The following is an 18986-nucleotide window of genomic DNA, read 5'->3' on the forward strand; positions in this document are numbered from 1 at the left end:
AATGGCGGCTTCAAACGCGTCTGCGCTGAAAAGACCGGTTCAGACTGAGAGAAACAAAAATCGTGCCAGTTGCGCTGGGCAGCCCCGCTCAAATACGTTTTTTCTTGTATTCACTGCGCAACAACGGATGGAAACATGGCGCTGATTACGGAGTTTTCGCCCAAAGTCCGGGCTTTTTGGTGAAGCTTGGAAGTTGCACCGAGTTCGCAAAAAATATCAGCATAAAAAAATTGAACGGCTTCCTGATGACAGAAAAACCGCTCTAAGTGATTCATCGGATTCAGCTTTTGCTTTTCATGCTGGATCAAGCCACTTCGCAAATGCGTAAAATTTAATCGTCGACTTTATCGATGATTAAAATATAATCATTTATCTTTTTCGTGCACGCGAATAAGCCCTTCCTGAGCAACCGACGCAATCAAAAGACCGTCACGCGTATAAAGCGCGCCGCGATTGAAACCGCGCGCACCGGAAGCACTTGGCGTATCTTGCGTGTACAGCAGCCAGTCATCGAGCCGACAAGGGCGATGGAACCACATCGCGTGATCAAGGCTCGCCACCTGCAAATCGCGGTCGAAAATAGTGCGCCCATGCGGATGCAGCGACGTATCGAGCAGCGTCATATCTGACAGATAGGCAAGAATTGCCGCCTGTAATGCGCGATCGTCGGGCACGATGCCGCGCGCCCGCACCCATACATGCTGGCTGGGTGGGAGTTTTTCGCGTGAAAAATAATGCTTGAGCGAAACCGGCTTGATTTCAATCGGCCGCTCTTGCTCCCAGTATTTGCGCACGCCTGCAGGGGCCAGATGGAGATACTTTTCTTTCAGATCATGATCGCCCACCAATTGCTCCGGCATCGGCAGGTCTTTCGGCATATCGATCTGATGGCTCAAACCTTCTTCATCGATCTGGAAGGACGCAGACAAGGTGAATATCGCCTTGCCGTGCTGCTTGGCCAGCACACGGCGGGTATTGAAGCTGGAGCCGTCGCGAATACGGTCGACCTCATAGACAATCGGAATGGACGGGTCGCCGGGGCGCACGAAATATCCGTGCAGCGAATGGACCTGCCGATCAGGCTCGACCGTGCGCTGTGCAGCAATCAGCGCCTGACCGATCACCTGCCCGCCGAAAACACGCTGCCAGCCAACCTGCGGGCTGTTGCCGCGGAAAAGATCCATTTCAAGCGTTTCAAGATCAAGCGTTACAAGCAGCTGCTGCATGGCCGCGGTTTGTTCGCTTTTCAATACACCCGGTTTTTCATTGTTGGTCTTTTCATTATTGGACCCAGTCTTTTCATTATCGGACATGGACAGCCTGTCTCCTGAAATCCTATATAGGCAATATATTCTCGGTGAACTGTTTGTGCCTGCACAAGAGAAACTGTCAAGTGGAAGCCTTTGCTTCACCGAAGGCTGATCTGAATATCCGAAAGGAACGAGCGATGTCTGCAGATAGCAATCAAAAGACAACCGACAAGAACGATCTCATCATCGCAGGTGGCGGCTATGTCGGGCTTGTGACTGCTGTTGCCGTCAAGTCTGCCGCTCCTCATCTTTCTGTGACGGTTATTGACGGCGCCCCAGCTGGCGCATGGAAAAAAGATCCACGCGCGTCATCCATTGCTGCCGCTGCCTCTCGGATGCTCGACAAGCTTGGCTGCTGGCAGGAAATCGTCACCGACGCCCAGCCCATCACCGAAATGGTTGTCACCGATTCCCGTACATCCGATCCTGTCCGCCCTGTGTACCTCACCTTTGCAGGCGACGTTAACCCCGGTGAGCCGTTCGCGCATATGGTTGAAAACCGTGTTCTCAACACCGCACTTCACAAACAGGCAGATAAACTCGGCATCACCTTTATCGAAGGCATGAGTGTCGAGAATTTCGAAACCAATCCCGAATCCGTCACTGTCAAGCTGGCAAATGGCGAAACGCTCATCACACGCCTGCTGATTGCAGCCGACGGCGCAAAGTCGCGCCTGCGTGACATCGCTGGCATCAAGACGGTCAACTGGGATTATGACCAGTCTGGCATTGTCTGCAACGTCGCTCATGAACGTCCGCATGGGGGCCGCGCCGATGAACATTTCCTGCCTGCCGGTCCGTTCGCAATTCTCCCCCTTACCGGCAACCGCAGTTCGCTCGTCTGGACAGAACGCACGGCAGATGCCGAACGGCTGATTCGTGAAGACGATTTCATTTTCGAAGCCGAACTTGAGCGGCGTTTCGGCCATCGCCTTGGTGCACTGACAGTCGAAGGCCCGCGCCGCGCATTCCCGCTCGGACTGACACTGGCGCGTGAATTCGTGAAGCCACGATTTGCGCTGGTCGGTGACGCTGCGCACCGCATCCATCCGATTGCCGGCCAAGGCCTCAATCTTGGCTTCCGCGATGCTGCAGCCATTGCCGAAGTGATTGTCGAAACAGATCGGCTTGGGCTCGATATTGGCTCCTTTGCGGCCCTTGAACGCTATCAGGCTTGGCGTCGCTTCGACACCGTGCAGATGGGTGTCACGACCGATGTATTGACCAAGTTGTTCTCCAACGACAATCCCGCTATTCGCACGATCCGCGACATCGGCCTTGGCCTTGTTGACCGCGTGCCAAGCCTCAAATCCTTCTTCATCAAGCAGGCAGCTGGCCTTTCAGGCGATACGCCACGTCTTTTGCAGGGCGAAGCGATTTAGGCTCCAAACCCAATTAAACATTTGATCAAATTACTTCTTCATGATTCACTCTCCTGATAACGGGAGTTTTGGAGCATGGCAGGAGAATTCTGGCTTGATGATCGGCAATGGGCAGTGATCGCTCCTTTGCTTCCAACGAACCAACCCGGCGCGCATCGAACTGACGACCGCCGGGTGATTAGCGGCATCATCCATGTGCTGCGCACTGGCTGTCGGTGGCAGGATTGCCCCGCTGTCTACGGTCCCTCGACAACCATCTACAATCGTTTCCATCGTTGGTCTGCCAAAGGCATATGGCGGCAACTATTCGAAGCACTGGTGCAGACGACCAATCGCGACATTCACATGATCGACAGCACCACCGCAAAGGCGCACCGATCTGCTGCTGGCGGAAAAGGGGGGCGGAAGCTCAAGCCATCGGTCGATCGCGAGGCGGCAGATCGACAAAAATACATGCTGTTGTCGATGGTTGTGGCCGCCCAGTCGCACTGAGAATAACCCCTGGGCAGCGCGGTGACGCTCCCATTGCCATCCCACTGCTTGAGCCACTGCCGCCAAGCAACCTGTGCGCTGCCGATACGGCTTACGATAGCAACGCGTTACGCGATTTTCTCAAAGCTCGCGGCACTGAACCGGTCATTCCAAATAATCCGACCCGTAAGCGGATCAAACCTTTCAACCCAATTGCCTACCGCCGCCGAAACATCATCGAACGCACCTTTTGCCGCCTCAAGGACTGGAGGAGGGTCGCGACACGATATGACAAGCTCATGCTGAACTTTACAGCCACATGCTATATCGCTGCCATCGTCACATGGTGGCTCAATTGAGTCTGGACCCTAGAGCATTTCCAGCAAAATTGGGAACCGGTTTTGCGTTCAGAAATGCGTCAAAACAAATAGATAGAGTCTGTCCAGAAAAAGGACCCTCACTTTTCGGGAATAACGCAATGCTTCCTGATGGCAAAGGCTTCAACGTCTGCTAGAAAAAAGCACGCACGAGCTTAGGCGTCGGGGGACTCGCGAGCATATGCATACGGATGACAGATTGATCGACAAAGCCGTCCGCATGCAGAGCGGCTTATTTTCAGCAGAATTGCTGCACCGATTATCCAAGGTTGCAGGCGCGCTTGCTGTTTTGGTGGCCATCGCTGTCACCGTGATTTATTCCATCTCGAAACCGGACAACAACTGGGACATGATCCCCTATATCGCCACCGCGATAGAGGATCGTTATCCTGATGCCGTAGCGCTTCATGACGAAACATGGCGACTGGTCGCAGCTGCGACCTCGCAAAACGAGATCAACGCTCTGAAATACGCCGGTGATTACCGTCGCGCCCAATGGGAAAGTCCCGATAACTTTCAGTCACAACTCATCATGTACAGGGTCAAGGTCGGTTACGTGCAAATGTTGCGTCTGATCGAACCCTATACAGGACTCGTCCTGGGAGGACATCTCATCAGTCTTGCAGCAGCCATTGCTTCTGGTCTGATTATCCTCGCGATCCTTGCCTATTATAACGCCCTTCAAGCCGGTCTTCTAGTCGGACCTGCCCTTCTGTTGGCAGGCTTTGGACCAATGACCTCGGCAGTCTTTCCGGACATCGTTCTCGCCGCATTTTCCTTTGCAGCCATTTTTGCTCTGTTGAAAGAGCGCGACTGGCTCGCATCTATTCTGCTCGTTCTGTCATTCACGATCAGGCCCGATAATATAATTATGATTTTTGCCCTGCTGATTGCTGCGGTGCTCTTTGGCTGGCGCAAACTCCCCTTGCTCGCAGCATTCGTCGCATCGGTGATCATAGGCCTCGTTATATCAAGTCACACCGGGCATACCGGCTGGTGGGCGCATCTCTATTTCACCTGCATCGAAATGCAGCATTCAATGGCTGGCTTCAAGCCAGACTTCTCACTCGCGCTTCTCGTCAAAGCCTATGTTCGCGGGATCATTTTGGCTCTGTATCTTGAAAGCTGGCCTTCAATCCTTTTGGTATCGCTGGTTGCTTGGGCGGCAATGGCGAGAGCCGGGATCAACACGACGATTCCGCGGCTCAATGGCATTATCTTCGCCATGTTCATCGGAATGCTCGGCAAGTTCGTCTATTTTCCGATGCCCTATGACCGCTTCTTTTTCAATATGCTCATAACAATGGTGTTGATGCTGTCCCTCGCATGGGCCACACACACAAACAGGAAGATCGTCTGAAGCCAGCACTGGAAGCGATGGCAAGACGCCCTATGTGAGGTGTTACCCCAAACAGAGGAGTTTCCCATGGACAGAAAAGCAACGGCGGTCTGGAAAGGTACACTCAAGGACGGCAAAGGCACGCTCAACACGCAAAGCGGCGCGTTGAAAGATTTGCCTTACGATTTCAAGGCACGCTTTGAAGACGAAAGCGGGCGCGCTGGCACCAATCCTGAAGAACTGCTTGGAGCGGCACATGCAGGCTGCTTCGCAATGCAGCTTTCCGCACTTCTGACAGAGCACGGCACGCCACCTGAGAAGCTGGAAGCCACCGCTGCTGTAACGGTTGGCCCTGCCTCCGGCGGTGGTTTTTCAATCTCGCGCAGCGCTTTAACACTCAGCGCCACCATACCCGGTATTTCAGCAGACGACTTTGCGAGCCTTGCCAAGAAAGCAAAGGAATCCTGCCCTCTTTCCAAGGCACTGGGCGCGATTGAAGTAACTTTGGATGCGAAGCTCGTCTGAGCGATCACTCCACAAAAAGCAGGCCACTCTATAGTTTAGAGCGCGTTTCGATCTGATTGGATCAGATCGGCCGCTCTAATTATCTGTTTTAACGCGCATCTTTATCCGAAAATCGTTTCACACTTTTCGGGATGCGCTCTAAACTGCAGAGTGACCTTTGTGCGCCCAGCCGGGCGCACGGCGCGCTATGCCGCTTTTTTACTCCGGCAAATGACAGACAGCCTCAATATTGTGCCCATCGGGATCAATCACGAAGGCCGCGTAATAGTCCGGATGGTAGTGCTCACGCAGCCCGGGCTTACCATTGTCACGACCGCCTGCTGCAAGTGCTGACTCATAGAAGCGATCAACCTCAGATCGCGTGCCAGCCGAAAAAGCTACATGCAACACGCCTTCAAGTTTTGAGCCTTTTTGCTTGCCGATCCAGAATTCCGGCTTGCCGTTGCGGCCATAACCGACCCACTCACCGAATTCCATCGCCCGAGTGATGCCCAACGGCGACAAAGCCGCATCGTAAAATGCACGGGATTTAGGCATGCTGGAAATGTTGAAACCGATATGATCGAGCATGAAAGACCTTCAAAGCAGCGGTGAACTCTACTGAATAGATCAGATATCGGCGAAACGGCAAAGATCAAGTCTCTGCCAATAGATCAATAAAAGAAAAGGGAGGCTAAGCCTCCCTTCGTATTCGTTTATCAGAGCAGGATTTAGACCCGGCGCTCGACCATCATCTTCTTAATCTCGGCAATCGCCTTGGCAGGGTTGAGACCCTTCGGGCAAGTCTGCGCACAGTTCATGATCGTGTGGCAGCGATAGAGACGGAACGGATCTTCGAGGTTGTCGAGACGTTCGCCCTTGGCTTCATCGCGGCTGTCGATCAGCCAGCGATAGGCCTGAAGCAGTACAGCTGGACCGAGATAGCGGTCGCCGTTCCACCAGTAGCTTGGGCACGAGGTCGAGCAACAAGCGCAGAGAATGCACTCGTAAAGACCGTCAAGCTTCTGGCGATCTTCGTGGCTCTGCAGCCATTCCTTCTGTGGCTCAGGCGAAACCGTCTTGAGCCAAGGCTCAATCGAACGGTGCTGGGCGTAGAAGTTGCTCAGATCCGGCACAAGGTCCTTCACCACCGGCATATGCGGCAGCGGATAAACCTTGATGGAGCCCTTGATCTCGTCCATGCCCTTGGTGCAGGCGAGCGTGTTTGCGCCATCGATGTTCATTGCGCAGGAACCGCAAATGCCTTCACGGCACGAACGGCGCAGCGTCAGCGTCGGATCGATCTTGTTCTTGATATAGAGCAGACCATCGAGCACCATCGGGCCGCAATCATCGCGATCGATATAATAGGTATCGATGCTTGGATTTGCGTCATCATCCGGCGACCAGCGATAAATACGGAACTCCGTTACATTCTTGGCACCATCTGGACGCGGCCAGGTCTTGCCTTCCTGCATACGGGAGTTTTTGGGAAGTGCGAGTTCAACCATTGCTCATTCCCTCGATCAATAAACGCGCTTCTTGGGCGCAATCTTGGCCAAGCTGATGCCGCCTTCATCCTCGGTCGTCAGCGGATCGAGATGAACTGGGCGGTAATCAAGCTTCACTTCGCCATCTGGCGACAGCCACGACAGGGTGTGTTTACGCCATTCGGCGTCGTTACGGTCAGGGAAATCCTCGTGTGCATGTGCACCGCGGCTTTCGTGACGGGCTTCAGCCGAAACGACTGTCACCATCGCGTTCGCCATCAGGTTTTCCAGCTCCAGTGTCTCAACCAGATCGGAGTTCCAGATCATCGAACGGTCGCTGACCTTAATGTCGGGCAGTTCTTTCCAGATTGTCGACATGCGCGCGACACCCTGCTTAAGCGACTCATCCGTGCGGAACACGGCAGCATCTTCCTGCATGGTGCGCTGCATCTTCTCGCGCAGTTCTGCGGTCGGCGTCGAGCCGTTGGCATAACGAAGGCGATGGAAACGATCCATGATCTTTTCAACAGCGGCTTCGTTGATATCAGGGATCTTGGCGGCGCGGTCGATGACCTCGCCTGCACGGATCGCAGCCGCACGGCCAAACACCACCAGATCGATCAGCGAGTTGGAGCCGAGACGGTTGGCACCATGTACTGATGCGCAGCCTGCTTCGCCAACAGCCATCAGGCCCGGCTGAACGCGGTCTGGATCTTCCGAGGTTGGGTTCAGCACTTCACCCCAATAATTGGTTGGAATGCCACCCATATTATAGTGAACTGTCGGCAGAACCGGGATCGGTTCCTTGGTCACATCGACGCCTGCGAAAATCTTGGCCGACTCGGAAATACCCGGCAGACGTTCATGCAGAACAGCCGGATCGAGATGGTCAAGATGCAGATAGATGTGGTCCTTGTTCTTGCCAACGCCGCGACCAGCGCGGATTTCCATGGTCATGCAGCGCGAGACAACGTCACGCGAAGCAAGATCCTTGGCGGAAGGCGCATAACGCTCCATGAAGCGCTCACCTTCGGAATTGACGAGATAGCCGCCTTCACCGCGTGCGCCTTCAGTAATCAGGCAACCTGCGCCATAAATACCGGTTGGGTGGAACTGAACAAATTCCATATCCTGAAGTGGCAGACCAGCACGTGCCGCCATACCGCCACCGTCACCGGTGCAGGTGTGAGCAGAAGTAGCCGAAAAATAGGAACGTCCGTAACCACCGGTCGCCAGAACCACCATCTTGGCGGAAAAGCGATGGATCGTACCGTCGTCGAGGTTCCAGGCAACAACACCGGTGCAGACGCCGTCAGTCATGATCAGATCGAGCGCAAAATATTCGATGAAAAACTGCGCATTATTCTTAAGCGACTGGCCATAAAGCGTGTGCAGGATGGCGTGGCCGGTACGGTCAGCAGCAGCGCAGGTGCGCTGTACCGGCGGACCATCACCAAAGTTCTGCATGTGGCCACCGAATGGGCGCTGATAAATCTTACCTTCTTCGGTACGCGAGAAAGGAACGCCGTAATGTTCCAGCTCATAGACCGCGGCAGGCGCTTCACGCGCCAGATATTCCATGGCATCAGTATCGCCCAGCCAGTCCGATCCCTTAACGGTATCGTACATGTGCCACTGCCAGCTATCCGGACCCATATTCTTGAGCGAAGCCGCAATACCACCCTGCGCCGCAACCGTATGGGAGCGCGTCGGGAAAACCTTGGTGATGCAAGCCGTCTTCAGACCCTGTTCGGCCATGCCAAGCGTTGCACGCAGTCCGGCACCACCGGCACCAACGACGACGACATCGAACTTGTGATCGACGAACGTATAGGACTTTTCGCCCGCAGCACTGGCTGCATTGTTTTCTGCACTAGCCATCAGGCTCTCAACCTCCGAAGCTCAGCTTGAGGATCGCGTAAACGCAGGCAACGCCAACAACAACCGTGAAGAAGGTGTTGAGCATAACCAGCAGGACCTTCAGGCCTTCGCCGTGAATGTAATCTTCAATAATGACCTGCATGCCAAGTCGCATGTGGTAGACACCGGTCAGCACGAACAGCGCCATCACGAGCGCTGTGAAAGGATGTGCCAGAACGGCCTTCACTTCCGCATAGCTCGCGCCATTGAGCGAGATAACCAGACCAATGAAAAACAAAACAAGCGGCACGAGCGCGACAGCACTCATACGCTGAAACCAGAAATGGCCGGTGCCTTCCTTGGCCGACCCCAGACCGCGAACCTTGCCGAGAGGCGTACGCATATCGCTCATGTCAGAATTCCTTTCAGCGCACCGCGAAGGCAACAACCCAGACAAGGATCGTCGCAGGCAGCGAGAAGGCCAGCGTCAGCCATGCAATCTTGCTGGCCGTGTGCTTTTCAAGTCCGGCACCCATGTCCCAGATGAAATGGCGTATGCCGCCAGCCAGATGGTGCAGCAGCGCCCACGTATAGCCAAACAGCACCAGATAGCCGATCCAGGAATTATAAACCCAGCTCACCGTGTTGAATGCATCTTCGCCGATTGCAGCAGCGATCAGCCATGCAGCAAGCAGAAGGGTTCCAAAATAAAGCGCGCCACCAGTGATACGATGAATGATGGACATCGTCATCGTGACTTTCGGTCGATAAATCGACAGATGTGGCGACAAAGGACGCTGACGCGTAACGGTCGGTTGTGTCATGGCTCTCGTGGGCTTCCCTGACGTTTCTACCCATTTCATAGTGCCGGAGTTTTATTTGGCATAATGAAACGAATGGCCGGTTTTTCAAAACCGAGTTCGATGTCGCTCACAACGCAGGGAACAGAATTTTCGATCCTGCGCCGGCACGACCCAGAAAATGTGGCTTGATCGTGTCGCACGACCCTATGTGGCGCTTTCTACTGCGCTTTTACCATCACGTCAAAGAAGCTTTTTCACGAAAAGACTAACAATTGGTCGCACCCGGACGACACTTTCGCGTGATTTGGGAATTTAAACGATTGAAGACCGGGATTCCCAAAAACATGTGTAATTTCATCCACTTTTGCGGATGAAGCCTAGTTGCCGAAGCGAATCACATAGCTCGACCAGTCGGCAGCAGTTGCGATCTGCTCATAAAGCTTACGACCATCTTCGGGTACACGCGGCGCATTGAGCACCAGCTTCGACCAGCTGCGTTCTTCTGCCTTGTCGGCCAGCAAATCGATGAGCGCCTTGGCGATGCCTTTGCCGCGGTGATCGTGATGCACATAGATATGATCCACCTGCCCTGCACGAAGCCCCGATACCGGCTCGGGGAGATCATAGAAGATCACAAAACCAACGAGATCGCCGTCAACGCGAGCGCCCAGAATTTCGGTAGCACGGTCCTGCAACAAATGCTCCGCGTAAAACTCGTCCGGACGACGCGGCGCGCCGCGCTTCAATGCCTGCGCATAGCTTGCAAGCAGCGGCGCGAACTCGTGGGCATCGCGCAGATGAAGAAGCGCTATATCGACGGCATGATCTACGGTCATGAGCAATCTTTCCCTCAAAATATATTTCCTGAAATCGGAAACATCTCAATGTTAAACAAGTGCTGGGCGTAGACAAGAGCCCTGCCCATACCAAAGTGCATCGAGTGAAACTCATTAGGCTTTGATTAAGCCCGAGTGGCGCTTGAACTTTATCAAGGCGTGATGGGTTAGCGTCTTAGCGCCTTGGTATAAAAGTAAAGCCCATTGCATGCGAAATCAGCTCAGCCTGCGGCCATTGTTGATGCCCCGAAACTCGACCACATTGTCATCGAGCATCATCGGTAGCGCTGTGCGAACACAATTACGGCCATTCTTCTTGGCTTCGTAGAGCGCGCCGTCGGCCCGCTTGTAAACATCGGAAAAGTAGTCATCAAACTCCATTTCCGTAACACCAAAACTCACTGCGAAGGCAACATCGCCCGAAACACCGGGAAGTGTGATATCGGCACAGGCCAGGCGCGCCCTTTCTGCAAACCGCCATGCCGATTGGATCGTATGGCCGGGAAGCAGAACAGCAAACTCCTCGCCGCCCATGCGCGCAGCAATCCCACCTTTGGAGGCCGCCGAACGGCGCAATTCATCGGCAAAAGCCGCAATCACCCGGTCGCCCAGCGCATGTCCATGGGTGTCGTTGATCGACTTGAAGTAATCAATATCGCAGACAATGAGCGAGAGTGCCTGTCGAACACGCTTTGATTTATCAATTGCAGCTTCTGCCCGGAACTCAAACCCCCGTCGATTAAGAAGGCTCGAAAGCTGATCGGTTTCCGAGCGCAACGTGACGTCGGAAATCAATTCACCCATGAGACTCAGCAAAAGTAGCAAACCCGCCGCAACCGAGAGCCCTGCTCCAATTGATTGCACCAGCAGCGCATAGTCAGTGCGAACATAGTCGTTCGGATCAACACCAACCCCACCCACCAGCGAGGCCAAGACTGGCTTGATCAGAAAATGAATGGCGCTGATCGTAAACAGCCCCGCCATGAGCCCATCAAGCGCGCCCCAGGACCGTCCAAACGGTCGATTTTGTGCACGCGTGTTTGAGCGCCCGCGCATGATCACCCAGACGGCAAGCATCAATGTCAGGAAATAAGGCGACTGATACAGAACTTGGCCAACCATCTCGCTGCGTGCAATGTCGTAAATGCCATAGACCAGCGACAGTGATCCGATCAGCAGCAACCCGAGCGGCCACCATGGAACCGTCGAGGAGTACATGCGCGCAAGTCCAATCACCAGACAGGCCAGCGTCATGAAATAAGCGCCAAAGGCCAGCATATAGCCAAGTTTCTGATTTGGGATCGATGGGATCAGCAGTTCTGTGAGGAAGTAGAGCATCGCGAAAACGAAGCCCATTGCAAAAACCGGTGCAGCAGCATTGTCGCGCGCAAAGGCCGCAATACCGAGAAAGGTAAACACAAACAGACCCGAAACGGTCATATTGATCAGGAGTATGAACTCTGCTCCGTCCATCCGCGCTTTCCGGCATACGCCTACGGACCATTCCTATAGGTCCGCATTCCCCGATCCGATTACCCGACAAGACCGCTCGTTTCAGCCAAACTGAAGAAGCATTTGCCAACCCCACGCATCGCGTTTTCCAGAAATCGATATATACTCTTGGACCGATGCATAGATTAAATAAAGTAGAACGTCCTCTGTACGCCACGAGGGCGCACGGCGCTCTAACGCATTATACATTCAAAGCATAAAAATGCAGCTAATTTAGCACGTAAACCTTTCATTTCAGACAGTGCCCTAAGCACAAAAAGCCGACGGATTACTCCGGCGGCTTTTTTCAAATTTGTTCAAAATCTCTCGAAAGAACGATTAGAACGTGTCGCGTTTTATTGCACCCATGGTGCTCGCTCTAGATTCATTTAATTGCCGCATGTTCGCGAACGTTAAATGAATCCATTTAACTGCGACATGCTTTAGTTCCAGTCGCGGATATCCACGAAATGACCAGCAATAGCAGCGGCAGCAGCCATCGCAGGCGAAACCAGATGCGTGCGTCCCTTGAAGCCTTGACGGCCTTCAAAGTTGCGGTTTGAGGTCGATGCGCAACGTTCGCCCGGCTTAAGCCGATCATCATTCATGGCAAGGCACATGGAGCAGCCCGGCTCACGCCAGTCGAAACCAGCTTCGATGAAGACTTTGTCGAGACCTTCGGCTTCTGCCTGTTCCTTCACAAGACCCGAACCCGGAACAATCATTGCGCTTACGCCAGCGGCAACTTTCTTGCCCTTCGCCATACGTGCAGCGTCACGCAGATCTTCGATACGGCCATTGGTGCAGGAACCGATAAAGACGCGGTCAATCGTAATGTCGGTCATCTTGGTGCCTGGCTTCAGGCCCATATAGTCGAGCGCACGCCACTTCGATGCACGCTTGGTTTCGTCCTTGATCTCATCAGGATTAGGTACGATATCGGTGACGAACACCACGTCTTCCGGGGATGAGCCCCAGGAAACAACTGGCGAGATTTTGGCAGCATCCAGTTCGACTATCTTGTCGAAATGTGCACCTTCATCCGAATGCAGAGTCTTCCAGTAGCCAATCGCCTGATCAAGGGTTTCGCCCTTTGGTGCACGTGGCTTGCCTGTGATGTAAGCGAAGGTCGTCTCATCAGGTGCGATCAGACCGGCGCGTGCGCCGCCTTCAATCGACATATTGCAGACCGTCATGCGGCCTTCCATCGACAGCGAGCGAATGGCGCTACCGGCATATTCGATCACATAGCCTGTGCCGCCAGCCGTGCCGATCTCACCAATGATCGCAAGCGTGATATCCTTGGCGGTGACGCCTGGGGCCAGCTCACCATCAACACGCACCAGCATGTTCTTGGCTTTTTTCTGGATCAGTGTCTGGGTGGCCAGAACATGTTCGACTTCCGAAGTGCCGATACCGTGTGCAAGCGAACCGAAAGCACCATGCGTCGACGTGTGGCTGTCGCCGCAGACAATCGTCATACCCGGCAGTGTAAAGCCCTGCTCAGGTCCAACAATATGGACGACGCCCTGACGCTTGTCGCGCTCGGAATAATATTCAACGCCGAAATCAGCAGCGTTCTTGGCCAGAGCTTCGACCTGAATACGGCTTTCCTCGTTCTTGATGCCGTTGATACGGTCAGGCGAGGTCGGCACGTTGTGGTCGACAACAGCCAGTGTTCTCTCTGGATGGCGCACCTTGCGGCCGGTCAAGCGCAGACCTTCAAAAGCCTGCGGGCTTGTCACTTCGTGCACAAGATGGCGATCAATATAAAGGAGGCAGGTACCATCGTCCTGCTGATCCACTACATGGTCGTCCCAGATCTTGTCATAAAGTGTACGCGGCGCGCTCATTGCGAGAGTTCCTTTGAATAGTTCTTAATTGAGCTGTCATATGCACTCACCTTGGCGTTTCGTCAAGAAAGCGAAACCGCAACAGGGTGTCGCAGTAATAATCTTGCGTGATTTAGGCAAAATTATGCGCGATATTATGCGAAGCATTTTGATTTTGGCAAACAAAAAAGGCGGCCAATGGCCGCCTTTTTAAAGATCTCTGCTTCAAAACTTATTCAGCAGCGGTCTTGGCAGCCTGCGCCTGGGCAGCTGCGGCTAGCTTGTCAGCTTCACGCTCGGCCTTGGTGCGGTTGTCTTTCTTTTCAGCAATACGAGCAGCCTTACCGGTGAGGCCACGGAGGTAGTAAAGCTTCGCGCGACGGACTTTACCGCGGCGAACCAGTTCAACGCCTTCTACGATTGGCGAATAAACAGGGAATACGCGCTCTACGCCTTCGCCGTAAGAAATCTTACGAACGGTGAAATTTTCGTTGATGCCAGCGCCGGAACGGGCAATGCAAACGCCTTCATAGGCCTGCACACGGGTACGTGTACCTTCGGTAACGCGAACCTGAACGCGAACGGTGTCGCCTGGCTGGAAATCTGGAAGTGTGCGCTTTTCAGCGATCTTTGCTGCCTGTTCGGCTTCAAGCTGACGAATGATGTCGGTCATCGTCTGACTCCTTCTGAATTCTTCTCAAACAGTCAGAGCGCTCTGCACTTGCCGCCAAGCAACCTTGGCCTTGCGGCTATGCCCAAAGAATCAGGCAGGAGCGGTACACCATTTATTGGTTTACGGACGTCTCGGGCTTTGCCCGAACCGGATATTACGATGTCGGATTTCCCCGAACTGGCAGGCTCATACAGCATCGCCATCAACTTGTCACGCCCTGTCAGAAATTTTCGTAGCCAGTAGTCCAAGACTGTGCCACTCTTATTGTCAACAATAAGAGCTTAAATTGCAAACAATCTCAATAAGCTACTACTAAAATGGGGACAAAATGACTATCAAAAATCCATCACCCTCATTGTATAATGAGGACTTAGCACCGGCTGAAGACCGAAAATGGGGCGCATTCAGCATTTTCAACGTCTGGACATCGGACGTGCATAGCCTCTGGGGCTATTATCTTGCCGCAAGTCTCTTTCTTCTTTGCGGCAGCTTCCTGAATTTTGTGATCGCCATTGGGATCGGATCGTTGGTGATTTTCTTTCTGATGAGCCTCGTGGGCAATGCCGGTGTGCGAACGGGCGTGCCATTTCCGGTCTTGGCGCGCGCATCGTTTGGAACTTTCGGCGCAAACTTTCCAGCACTCGTACGCGGCATCGTCGCCTGTTTCTGGTATGGTGCGCAGACTGCCGCCGCATCCGGGGCGATCGTCGCCCTCCTCATTCGCAATGAAAGCGTTCTCGCCTTCCATCAGAACAGCCACATGCTTGGCCATTCGACACTGGAAGTCATGTGCTACGTTCTGGTCTGGGCAGCCCAGCTTCTCATCATCCAGCGTGGCATGGAAACGGTACGTAAATTTCAGGATTGGGCAGGCCCCGCGGTCTGGATAATGATGCTGATCCTTGCGATCTATCTTCTTATCAAGTCGGGCACATTCTCGTTCGGCAGCGAAATTCCACGCGATATCCTTCTTGAAAAGACCAAGGATGCGGGTGTCACCGGCGAACCTGGCTCCTTTGCAGCGCTTGCTGCTGTTTCGGCAACCTGGATCACCTATTTTGCAGCACTTTATCTCAACTTCTGCGACTTCTCGCGCTACGCGAAGGATGAGGCTTCTCTGCGCCGTGGCAATCTTTGGGGCTTGCCCGTCAACCTTCTGGCATTCTGTCTCGTCGCAGGCGTAACGACCACCGCCGCCTTTACGGTTTATGGTGAAGTGCTTCTCCATCCTGACCAGATTTCTGCGAAATTTGACAGCTGGTTCCTTGCGCTTCTAGCAGCTTTGACCTTCACAGTAGCGACGCTGGGTATCAACGTGGTTGCAAACTTCGTGTCAGCTTCATTCGATTTTTCCAACACCTTCCCACAGAAAGTGTCATTCAAACGCGGTGGTGTAATTGCGGCCTTGATCGCGCTTATTCTCTATCCGTTCGCACCATGGGAAACGGGTGCAGCACATTTTGTGAACTTCCTAGGCTCCACCATGGGTCCGATTTTCGGCATCATGATGGTCGATTATTATCTGTTGCGCCGTGGCAAGATAAACGTTGCCGACCTTTATCAGGAGAATGGAGAATTCCGTTTCCAAAATGGCTGGCACATCAAAGCGTTTATCGCTTTTGGAATTGGCGCACTATTCTCATCGATCCTGCCGATGACGACCAATATCCTGCCTGCATGGTGGGCGACCTATGGTTGGTTCTTTGGTGTCGCAATTGGTGGTGGCGTCTATTTTGTGCTCCGTAAATCCGCTGCACAACAACAGTCCGTGGCAAAGCCCCACATGGCCTGATCGTTAAACAAAAAATGCCCGGCATTCACCGGGCATTTTTATTCAACTGCCAATACGCCCAAGATGGGTATCATTAAAGCCGGTCCCGTATTTGAGACCAAACCCAAGCGCACGATCCACGCCAATATGTACGGCCCAGATAAGAGCAATCGCAAAGCAAAGCGGCCAGCTCATCACCCAGCCCAGCACAGACAGCAGCACCACGCCAATCCAGCTATGCGCTATATTATAAACCACCGCACCTGTGCGTGGGCCTTTCAGATAGGCAAAGAACGACAGATCCGGCGCGAGAATAAGGATCGCGAAAAGCCACCAGCTCACGCCACTGATCCAGTAAGCGCCGAGCGCCAGCAGCGCTAACGAAAGACTTTCAAGCCGCTGGATCAGGTTCATTTGCGTTTGGCCTCTCGATAGGCTTCCCAAAGATCAGGACGCCGTTCCTTTGTGATGCGTAGAGCCTCAGTATGCCGCCATTTATCAATCGCGCCATGATTCCCGGATGTCAGGATTTCAGGGATGGATCGCCCTTCCCAAACCTGCGGGCGCGTATAATGCGGATGCTCTAGAAGTCCGGTCTCGAAGCTTTCCGTTTCGCCCGATTCGCGATTGCCCATGACGCCCGGAAGAAGACGCACAATAGCGTCGAGCAATACGATTGCCGCTGTCTCGCCACCCGAAAGGATATAATCACCGATCGATATTTCTTCGAGCTCACGCCCTTCGATCACCCGCTCGTCCACGCCCTCAAAGCGTCCGCAAAGGATAATAGCACCCGGACCGTCCGCCAGTTCACGCACGCGCTTCTGCGTCAGTGGCGCACCGCGCGGGCTCATCAACAGCATAGGGCGATTATCCGCGACCGAATCAAGCGCACGCGCCACAACATCCGGCTTCATCACCATGCCTGCCCCGCCACCGGAAGGTGTGTCGTCAACCATGCGGTGCTTGCCCTCGGTAAAATCACGGATCTGCACCGTATCAAGCGACCATGTGCTTTCGGCGAGTGCTTTGCCAGCCAGAGAAATACCCAATGGTCCGGGAAACATTTCGGGATAAAGCGTCAGAACGGAAGCATGAAATGTCTGCTCGGCTCTATCCGTCTCAGGCAGATCGATCATGATTTCTTCGGCCGCTTCTTTTCGCTCTGGGGCTTGTTATCTTCACGAAGTGGATTGTCGTCTTCGTCCGCGATCAACCCCGCCGCATGCGGATCGACACGTATCGTGCCTTCCTCAAAATTGATCTCCGGTACTGCTGCTTCCGTGAAAGGGATCAGCATGGGGCGCTTGCCCTTGAGGCTCAGTTCAATCAGATCGCCACCGCCAAAATCGAAAACGGCACTGACAACGCCATAAGACTTGCCGTCAGCATCAAGTGCTTCAAGGCCAATCAGATCAGTTTGAAAAAACTCATCCTCATCAAGATCATCATCCGACAATTGCGAACGATCGATAAAAAGCTCGGTTCCGTTCAACGCTTCGGCAGCATTGCGATCATTAACACCTTTAAAGCGTACAACCACCACAGTCTTGGCCGAACGTGCCTCAAGCACCTCATAGGCTTTGCCCTGTGCATCATAGAGCTGGCCATAGTCGGCAATCGCCAGCGGGTCGTCGGTATATGTCTTGACCCGGACTTCGCCGCGTATGCCATGGGCGGCTCCAATAACGGCAAGCTGAATAGGGTTCTCTGGGCGCGACATGAAAATTTCCGTAATTAAGGGCTGTTTTATACCGCTTACTCAATTTCCTGTAAAAACGCCAAGAAAAATACAATTTCGCATCTTTACGGCTGGGCAACCTATCAATGGCAAACTGGGTAGATTGTAATGGAAGCAGTGAAACCCGGCCATGACGACACAGAGCGAAATCCTGATCCCGGCCCGCGCCGATCTTGCGGCCGCGCGCGAAGAATGGCTGAAAACGCTGAAAGATATGCGCCGTCTTTCCGAAAACACGCTTGAAGCCTATGAACGCGACACGCGCCAGTTTCTGCATTTTCTAACCCATCATCTGGGAGAACCGCCCTCAATCAAGGATGTCGGTAATCTGCGTGTTGCTGATCTGCGTTCGTTTCTTGCCAATCGCCGCAATGATGGCGTGGGTGCGCGCACGCTTGGTCGTGGTCTTGCCGGTGTACGGTCACTGCTGCGGCATCTGGAAAAACGTGGTCTGGTCAATGCGGCTGGTGCGGCTGCGATACGTGCGCCCCGCCAGCCAAAATCGCTGCCAAAGCCCCTCACCGCAGAAGATGCGTGCCGTGTTGTTGCAGCTGATGGACAGATGGCAGAGGAGCCGTGGATTGCAGCACGCAATGCTGCGGTCCTGACGCTTCTCTATGGCTGTGGTCTGCGTATCTCGGAAGCGCTTGGGCTTGCCGGTGACGCGCTCAATGACGCTTCCGCCCTCTCGATCTCAATCACTGGTAAGGGCGGCAAGGCACGCATAGTGCCACTGCTTCCGGCGGTGCATCGTGCGGTCGCACAATATCGCGCGCTTTGTCCGTTTGATCTTTCCGTCGAAAAGCCGCTGTTCCGCGGTGCCAAGGGAGGGATACTGCATTCGGCAATCATCCAGCGAGAAATGCAAAAGCTCCGTGCCGGTCTTGGTCTGCCGGATACTGCAACGCCACATGCGCTGCGCCATTCTTTTGCCACGCATCTTTTGGGTCGCGGTGGTGATCTGCGCACCATTCAGGAATTGCTGGGCCATGCGAGCCTGTCGACCACGCAGGTCTATACCGGCGTCGATACGGCGCGACTTCTCGAAGTTTATGACAAGGCGCATCCGCGCGCCTGAAAATTGGCATTTAATATCGCGCCCGACC

Annotated in this window: 19 protein-coding genes and 1 pseudogene; 6 read left to right on the plus strand and 14 right to left on the minus strand. The window is 53.8% G+C overall.

Annotated features, from left to right (window positions below):
- Window positions 1–110 precede the first annotated feature (110 nt).
- Entirely contained in the window at window positions 111–308 is a 198-nt protein-coding gene (locus CES85_RS20855) for a hypothetical protein (protein ID WP_095447602.1), read from the minus strand.
- Window positions 309–365: 57 nt separating this feature from the next.
- Complete coding sequence (gene tesB, locus CES85_RS20860) at window positions 366–1313, minus strand: acyl-CoA thioesterase II (RefSeq protein WP_095447603.1); 948 nt, start codon at window positions 1311–1313, stop codon at window positions 366–368.
- A 134-nt stretch (window positions 1314–1447) separates the two neighbouring features.
- On the opposite strand from tesB, the gene CES85_RS20865 reads away from it, so the two are divergent.
- From CES85_RS20865 to CES85_RS20880, 4 genes and pseudogenes are all read left to right on the plus strand, one after another.
- Window positions 1448–2692, plus strand: a complete 1245-nt coding sequence (locus CES85_RS20865; RefSeq protein WP_095448005.1) for a ubiquinone biosynthesis hydroxylase — start codon at window positions 1448–1450, stop codon at window positions 2690–2692.
- A 75-nt stretch (window positions 2693–2767) separates the two neighbouring features.
- Window positions 2768–3453: pseudogene (locus CES85_RS20870) on the plus strand (IS5 family transposase); the annotation flags it as partial.
- Window positions 3454–3739: 286 nt separating this feature from the next.
- Complete coding sequence (locus CES85_RS20875) at window positions 3740–4900, plus strand: hypothetical protein (protein ID WP_095447604.1); 1161 nt, start codon at window positions 3740–3742, stop codon at window positions 4898–4900.
- A 66-nt stretch (window positions 4901–4966) separates the two neighbouring features.
- A complete protein-coding gene (locus CES85_RS20880; protein ID WP_095447605.1) occupies window positions 4967–5404 on the plus strand; it encodes an OsmC family protein in 438 nt (145 codons plus the stop codon).
- Between the two features lie 198 nt (window positions 5405–5602).
- Here the strand turns inward: CES85_RS20880 and CES85_RS20885 are convergent, their stop codons facing one another.
- From CES85_RS20885 to rplS, 9 genes are all read right to left on the minus strand, one after another.
- Window positions 5603–5974, minus strand: coding sequence for a VOC family protein (locus CES85_RS20885; protein ID WP_095447606.1), 372 nt, complete (start codon window positions 5972–5974; stop codon window positions 5603–5605).
- A 140-nt stretch (window positions 5975–6114) separates the two neighbouring features.
- A complete protein-coding gene (locus CES85_RS20890) occupies window positions 6115–6894 on the minus strand; it encodes a succinate dehydrogenase iron-sulfur subunit (RefSeq protein WP_007872174.1) in 780 nt (259 codons plus the stop codon).
- A gap of 15 nt (window positions 6895–6909) precedes the next feature.
- Window positions 6910–8754 carry a succinate dehydrogenase flavoprotein subunit gene (gene sdhA / locus CES85_RS20895; protein WP_095447607.1) on the minus strand — a complete coding sequence of 615 codons (1845 nt, stop codon included), beginning with the start codon at window positions 8752–8754 and terminating at the stop codon, window positions 6910–6912.
- Window positions 8755–8761: 7 nt separating this feature from the next.
- A complete protein-coding gene (gene sdhD, locus CES85_RS20900) occupies window positions 8762–9145 on the minus strand; it encodes a succinate dehydrogenase, hydrophobic membrane anchor protein (protein ID WP_095447608.1) in 384 nt (127 codons plus the stop codon).
- Between the two features lie 13 nt (window positions 9146–9158).
- Complete coding sequence (gene sdhC / locus CES85_RS20905; RefSeq protein WP_095447609.1) at window positions 9159–9557, minus strand: succinate dehydrogenase, cytochrome b556 subunit; 399 nt, start codon at window positions 9555–9557, stop codon at window positions 9159–9161.
- Window positions 9558–9913: 356 nt separating this feature from the next.
- Window positions 9914–10372 (minus strand): GNAT family N-acetyltransferase, encoded by a 459-nt coding sequence (locus CES85_RS20915; RefSeq protein WP_024898536.1) that lies wholly within the window; start codon window positions 10370–10372, stop codon window positions 9914–9916.
- A 216-nt stretch (window positions 10373–10588) separates the two neighbouring features.
- The gene (locus CES85_RS20920; RefSeq protein WP_095447611.1) at window positions 10589–11845 is read right to left on the minus strand and encodes a GGDEF domain-containing protein; all 1257 of its coding nucleotides are present in this window, start codon (window positions 11843–11845) and stop codon (window positions 10589–10591) included.
- 461 nt (window positions 11846–12306) lie between these two features.
- The gene (leuC, locus tag CES85_RS20925; RefSeq protein WP_095447612.1) at window positions 12307–13716 is read right to left on the minus strand and encodes a 3-isopropylmalate dehydratase large subunit; all 1410 of its coding nucleotides are present in this window, start codon (window positions 13714–13716) and stop codon (window positions 12307–12309) included.
- 211 nt (window positions 13717–13927) lie between these two features.
- Window positions 13928–14368 carry a 50S ribosomal protein L19 gene (gene rplS, locus CES85_RS20930; RefSeq protein ID WP_095447613.1) on the minus strand — a complete coding sequence of 147 codons (441 nt, stop codon included), beginning with the start codon at window positions 14366–14368 and terminating at the stop codon, window positions 13928–13930.
- Between the two features lie 328 nt (window positions 14369–14696).
- On the opposite strand from rplS, the gene CES85_RS20935 reads away from it, so the two are divergent.
- A complete protein-coding gene (locus CES85_RS20935) occupies window positions 14697–16160 on the plus strand; it encodes an NCS1 family nucleobase:cation symporter-1 (protein WP_095447614.1) in 1464 nt (487 codons plus the stop codon).
- A 42-nt stretch (window positions 16161–16202) separates the two neighbouring features.
- On the opposite strand, the gene CES85_RS20940 is transcribed toward CES85_RS20935, so the two are convergent.
- The 3 genes from CES85_RS20940 to rimM are packed head-to-tail and all read right to left on the minus strand — an operon-like array spanning window position 16203 to window position 17862.
- A complete protein-coding gene (locus tag CES85_RS20940; RefSeq protein ID WP_095447615.1) occupies window positions 16203–16553 on the minus strand; it encodes a DUF4260 domain-containing protein in 351 nt (116 codons plus the stop codon).
- Complete coding sequence (trmD, locus tag CES85_RS20945; protein WP_095447616.1) at window positions 16550–17278, minus strand: tRNA (guanosine(37)-N1)-methyltransferase TrmD; 729 nt, start codon at window positions 17276–17278, stop codon at window positions 16550–16552. Before trmD ends, CES85_RS20940 begins: the two co-directional genes overlap by 4 nt.
- Entirely contained in the window at window positions 17275–17862 is a 588-nt protein-coding gene (gene rimM / locus CES85_RS20950; RefSeq protein WP_095447617.1) for a ribosome maturation factor RimM, read from the minus strand. Before rimM ends, trmD begins: the two co-directional genes overlap by 4 nt.
- A gap of 148 nt (window positions 17863–18010) precedes the next feature.
- Here rimM and CES85_RS20955 point away from each other — a divergent pair, with 148 nt between their 5' ends.
- Window positions 18011–18958 carry a tyrosine recombinase XerC gene (locus CES85_RS20955; RefSeq protein ID WP_095447618.1) on the plus strand — a complete coding sequence of 316 codons (948 nt, stop codon included), beginning with the start codon at window positions 18011–18013 and terminating at the stop codon, window positions 18956–18958.
- Window positions 18959–18986 lie beyond the last annotated feature (28 nt).

This window comes from Ochrobactrum quorumnocens, from assembly GCF_002278035.1.
Classification (GTDB): domain Bacteria; phylum Pseudomonadota; class Alphaproteobacteria; order Rhizobiales; family Rhizobiaceae; genus Brucella; species Brucella quorumnocens.

Bases quoted from the DNA above. Each gene is read 5' to 3' on its own strand.
- tesB (WP_095447603.1), bottom strand. From the start codon at position 1,313: ATGTCCGATAATGAAAAGACTGGGTCCAATAATGAAAAGACCAACAAT.
- CES85_RS20865 (WP_095448005.1), top strand. From the start codon at position 1,448: ATGTCTGCAGATAGCAATCAAAAGACAACCGACAAGAACGATCTCATC.
- CES85_RS20880 (WP_095447605.1), top strand. From the start codon at position 4,967: ATGGACAGAAAAGCAACGGCGGTCTGGAAAGGTACACTCAAGGACGGC.
- CES85_RS20885 (WP_095447606.1), bottom strand. From the start codon at position 5,974: ATGCTCGATCATATCGGTTTCAACATTTCCAGCATGCCTAAATCCCGT.
- CES85_RS20890 (WP_007872174.1), bottom strand. From the start codon at position 6,894: ATGGTTGAACTCGCACTTCCCAAAAACTCCCGTATGCAGGAAGGCAAG.
- sdhA (WP_095447607.1), bottom strand. From the start codon at position 8,754: ATGGCTAGTGCAGAAAACAATGCAGCCAGTGCTGCGGGCGAAAAGTCC.
- sdhD (WP_095447608.1), bottom strand. From the start codon at position 9,145: ATGAGCGATATGCGTACGCCTCTCGGCAAGGTTCGCGGTCTGGGGTCG.
- sdhC (WP_095447609.1), bottom strand. From the start codon at position 9,557: ATGACACAACCGACCGTTACGCGTCAGCGTCCTTTGTCGCCACATCTG.
- CES85_RS20915 (WP_024898536.1), bottom strand. From the start codon at position 10,372: ATGACCGTAGATCATGCCGTCGATATAGCGCTTCTTCATCTGCGCGAT.
- CES85_RS20920 (WP_095447611.1), bottom strand. From the start codon at position 11,845: ATGGACGGAGCAGAGTTCATACTCCTGATCAATATGACCGTTTCGGGT.
- leuC (WP_095447612.1), bottom strand. From the start codon at position 13,716: ATGAGCGCGCCGCGTACACTTTATGACAAGATCTGGGACGACCATGTA.
- rplS (WP_095447613.1), bottom strand. From the start codon at position 14,368: ATGACCGACATCATTCGTCAGCTTGAAGCCGAACAGGCAGCAAAGATC.
- CES85_RS20935 (WP_095447614.1), top strand. From the start codon at position 14,697: ATGACTATCAAAAATCCATCACCCTCATTGTATAATGAGGACTTAGCA.
- CES85_RS20940 (WP_095447615.1), bottom strand. From the start codon at position 16,553: ATGAACCTGATCCAGCGGCTTGAAAGTCTTTCGTTAGCGCTGCTGGCG.
- trmD (WP_095447616.1), bottom strand. From the start codon at position 17,278: ATGATCGATCTGCCTGAGACGGATAGAGCCGAGCAGACATTTCATGCT.
- rimM (WP_095447617.1), bottom strand. From the start codon at position 17,862: ATGTCGCGCCCAGAGAACCCTATTCAGCTTGCCGTTATTGGAGCCGCC.
- CES85_RS20955 (WP_095447618.1), top strand. From the start codon at position 18,011: ATGACGACACAGAGCGAAATCCTGATCCCGGCCCGCGCCGATCTTGCG.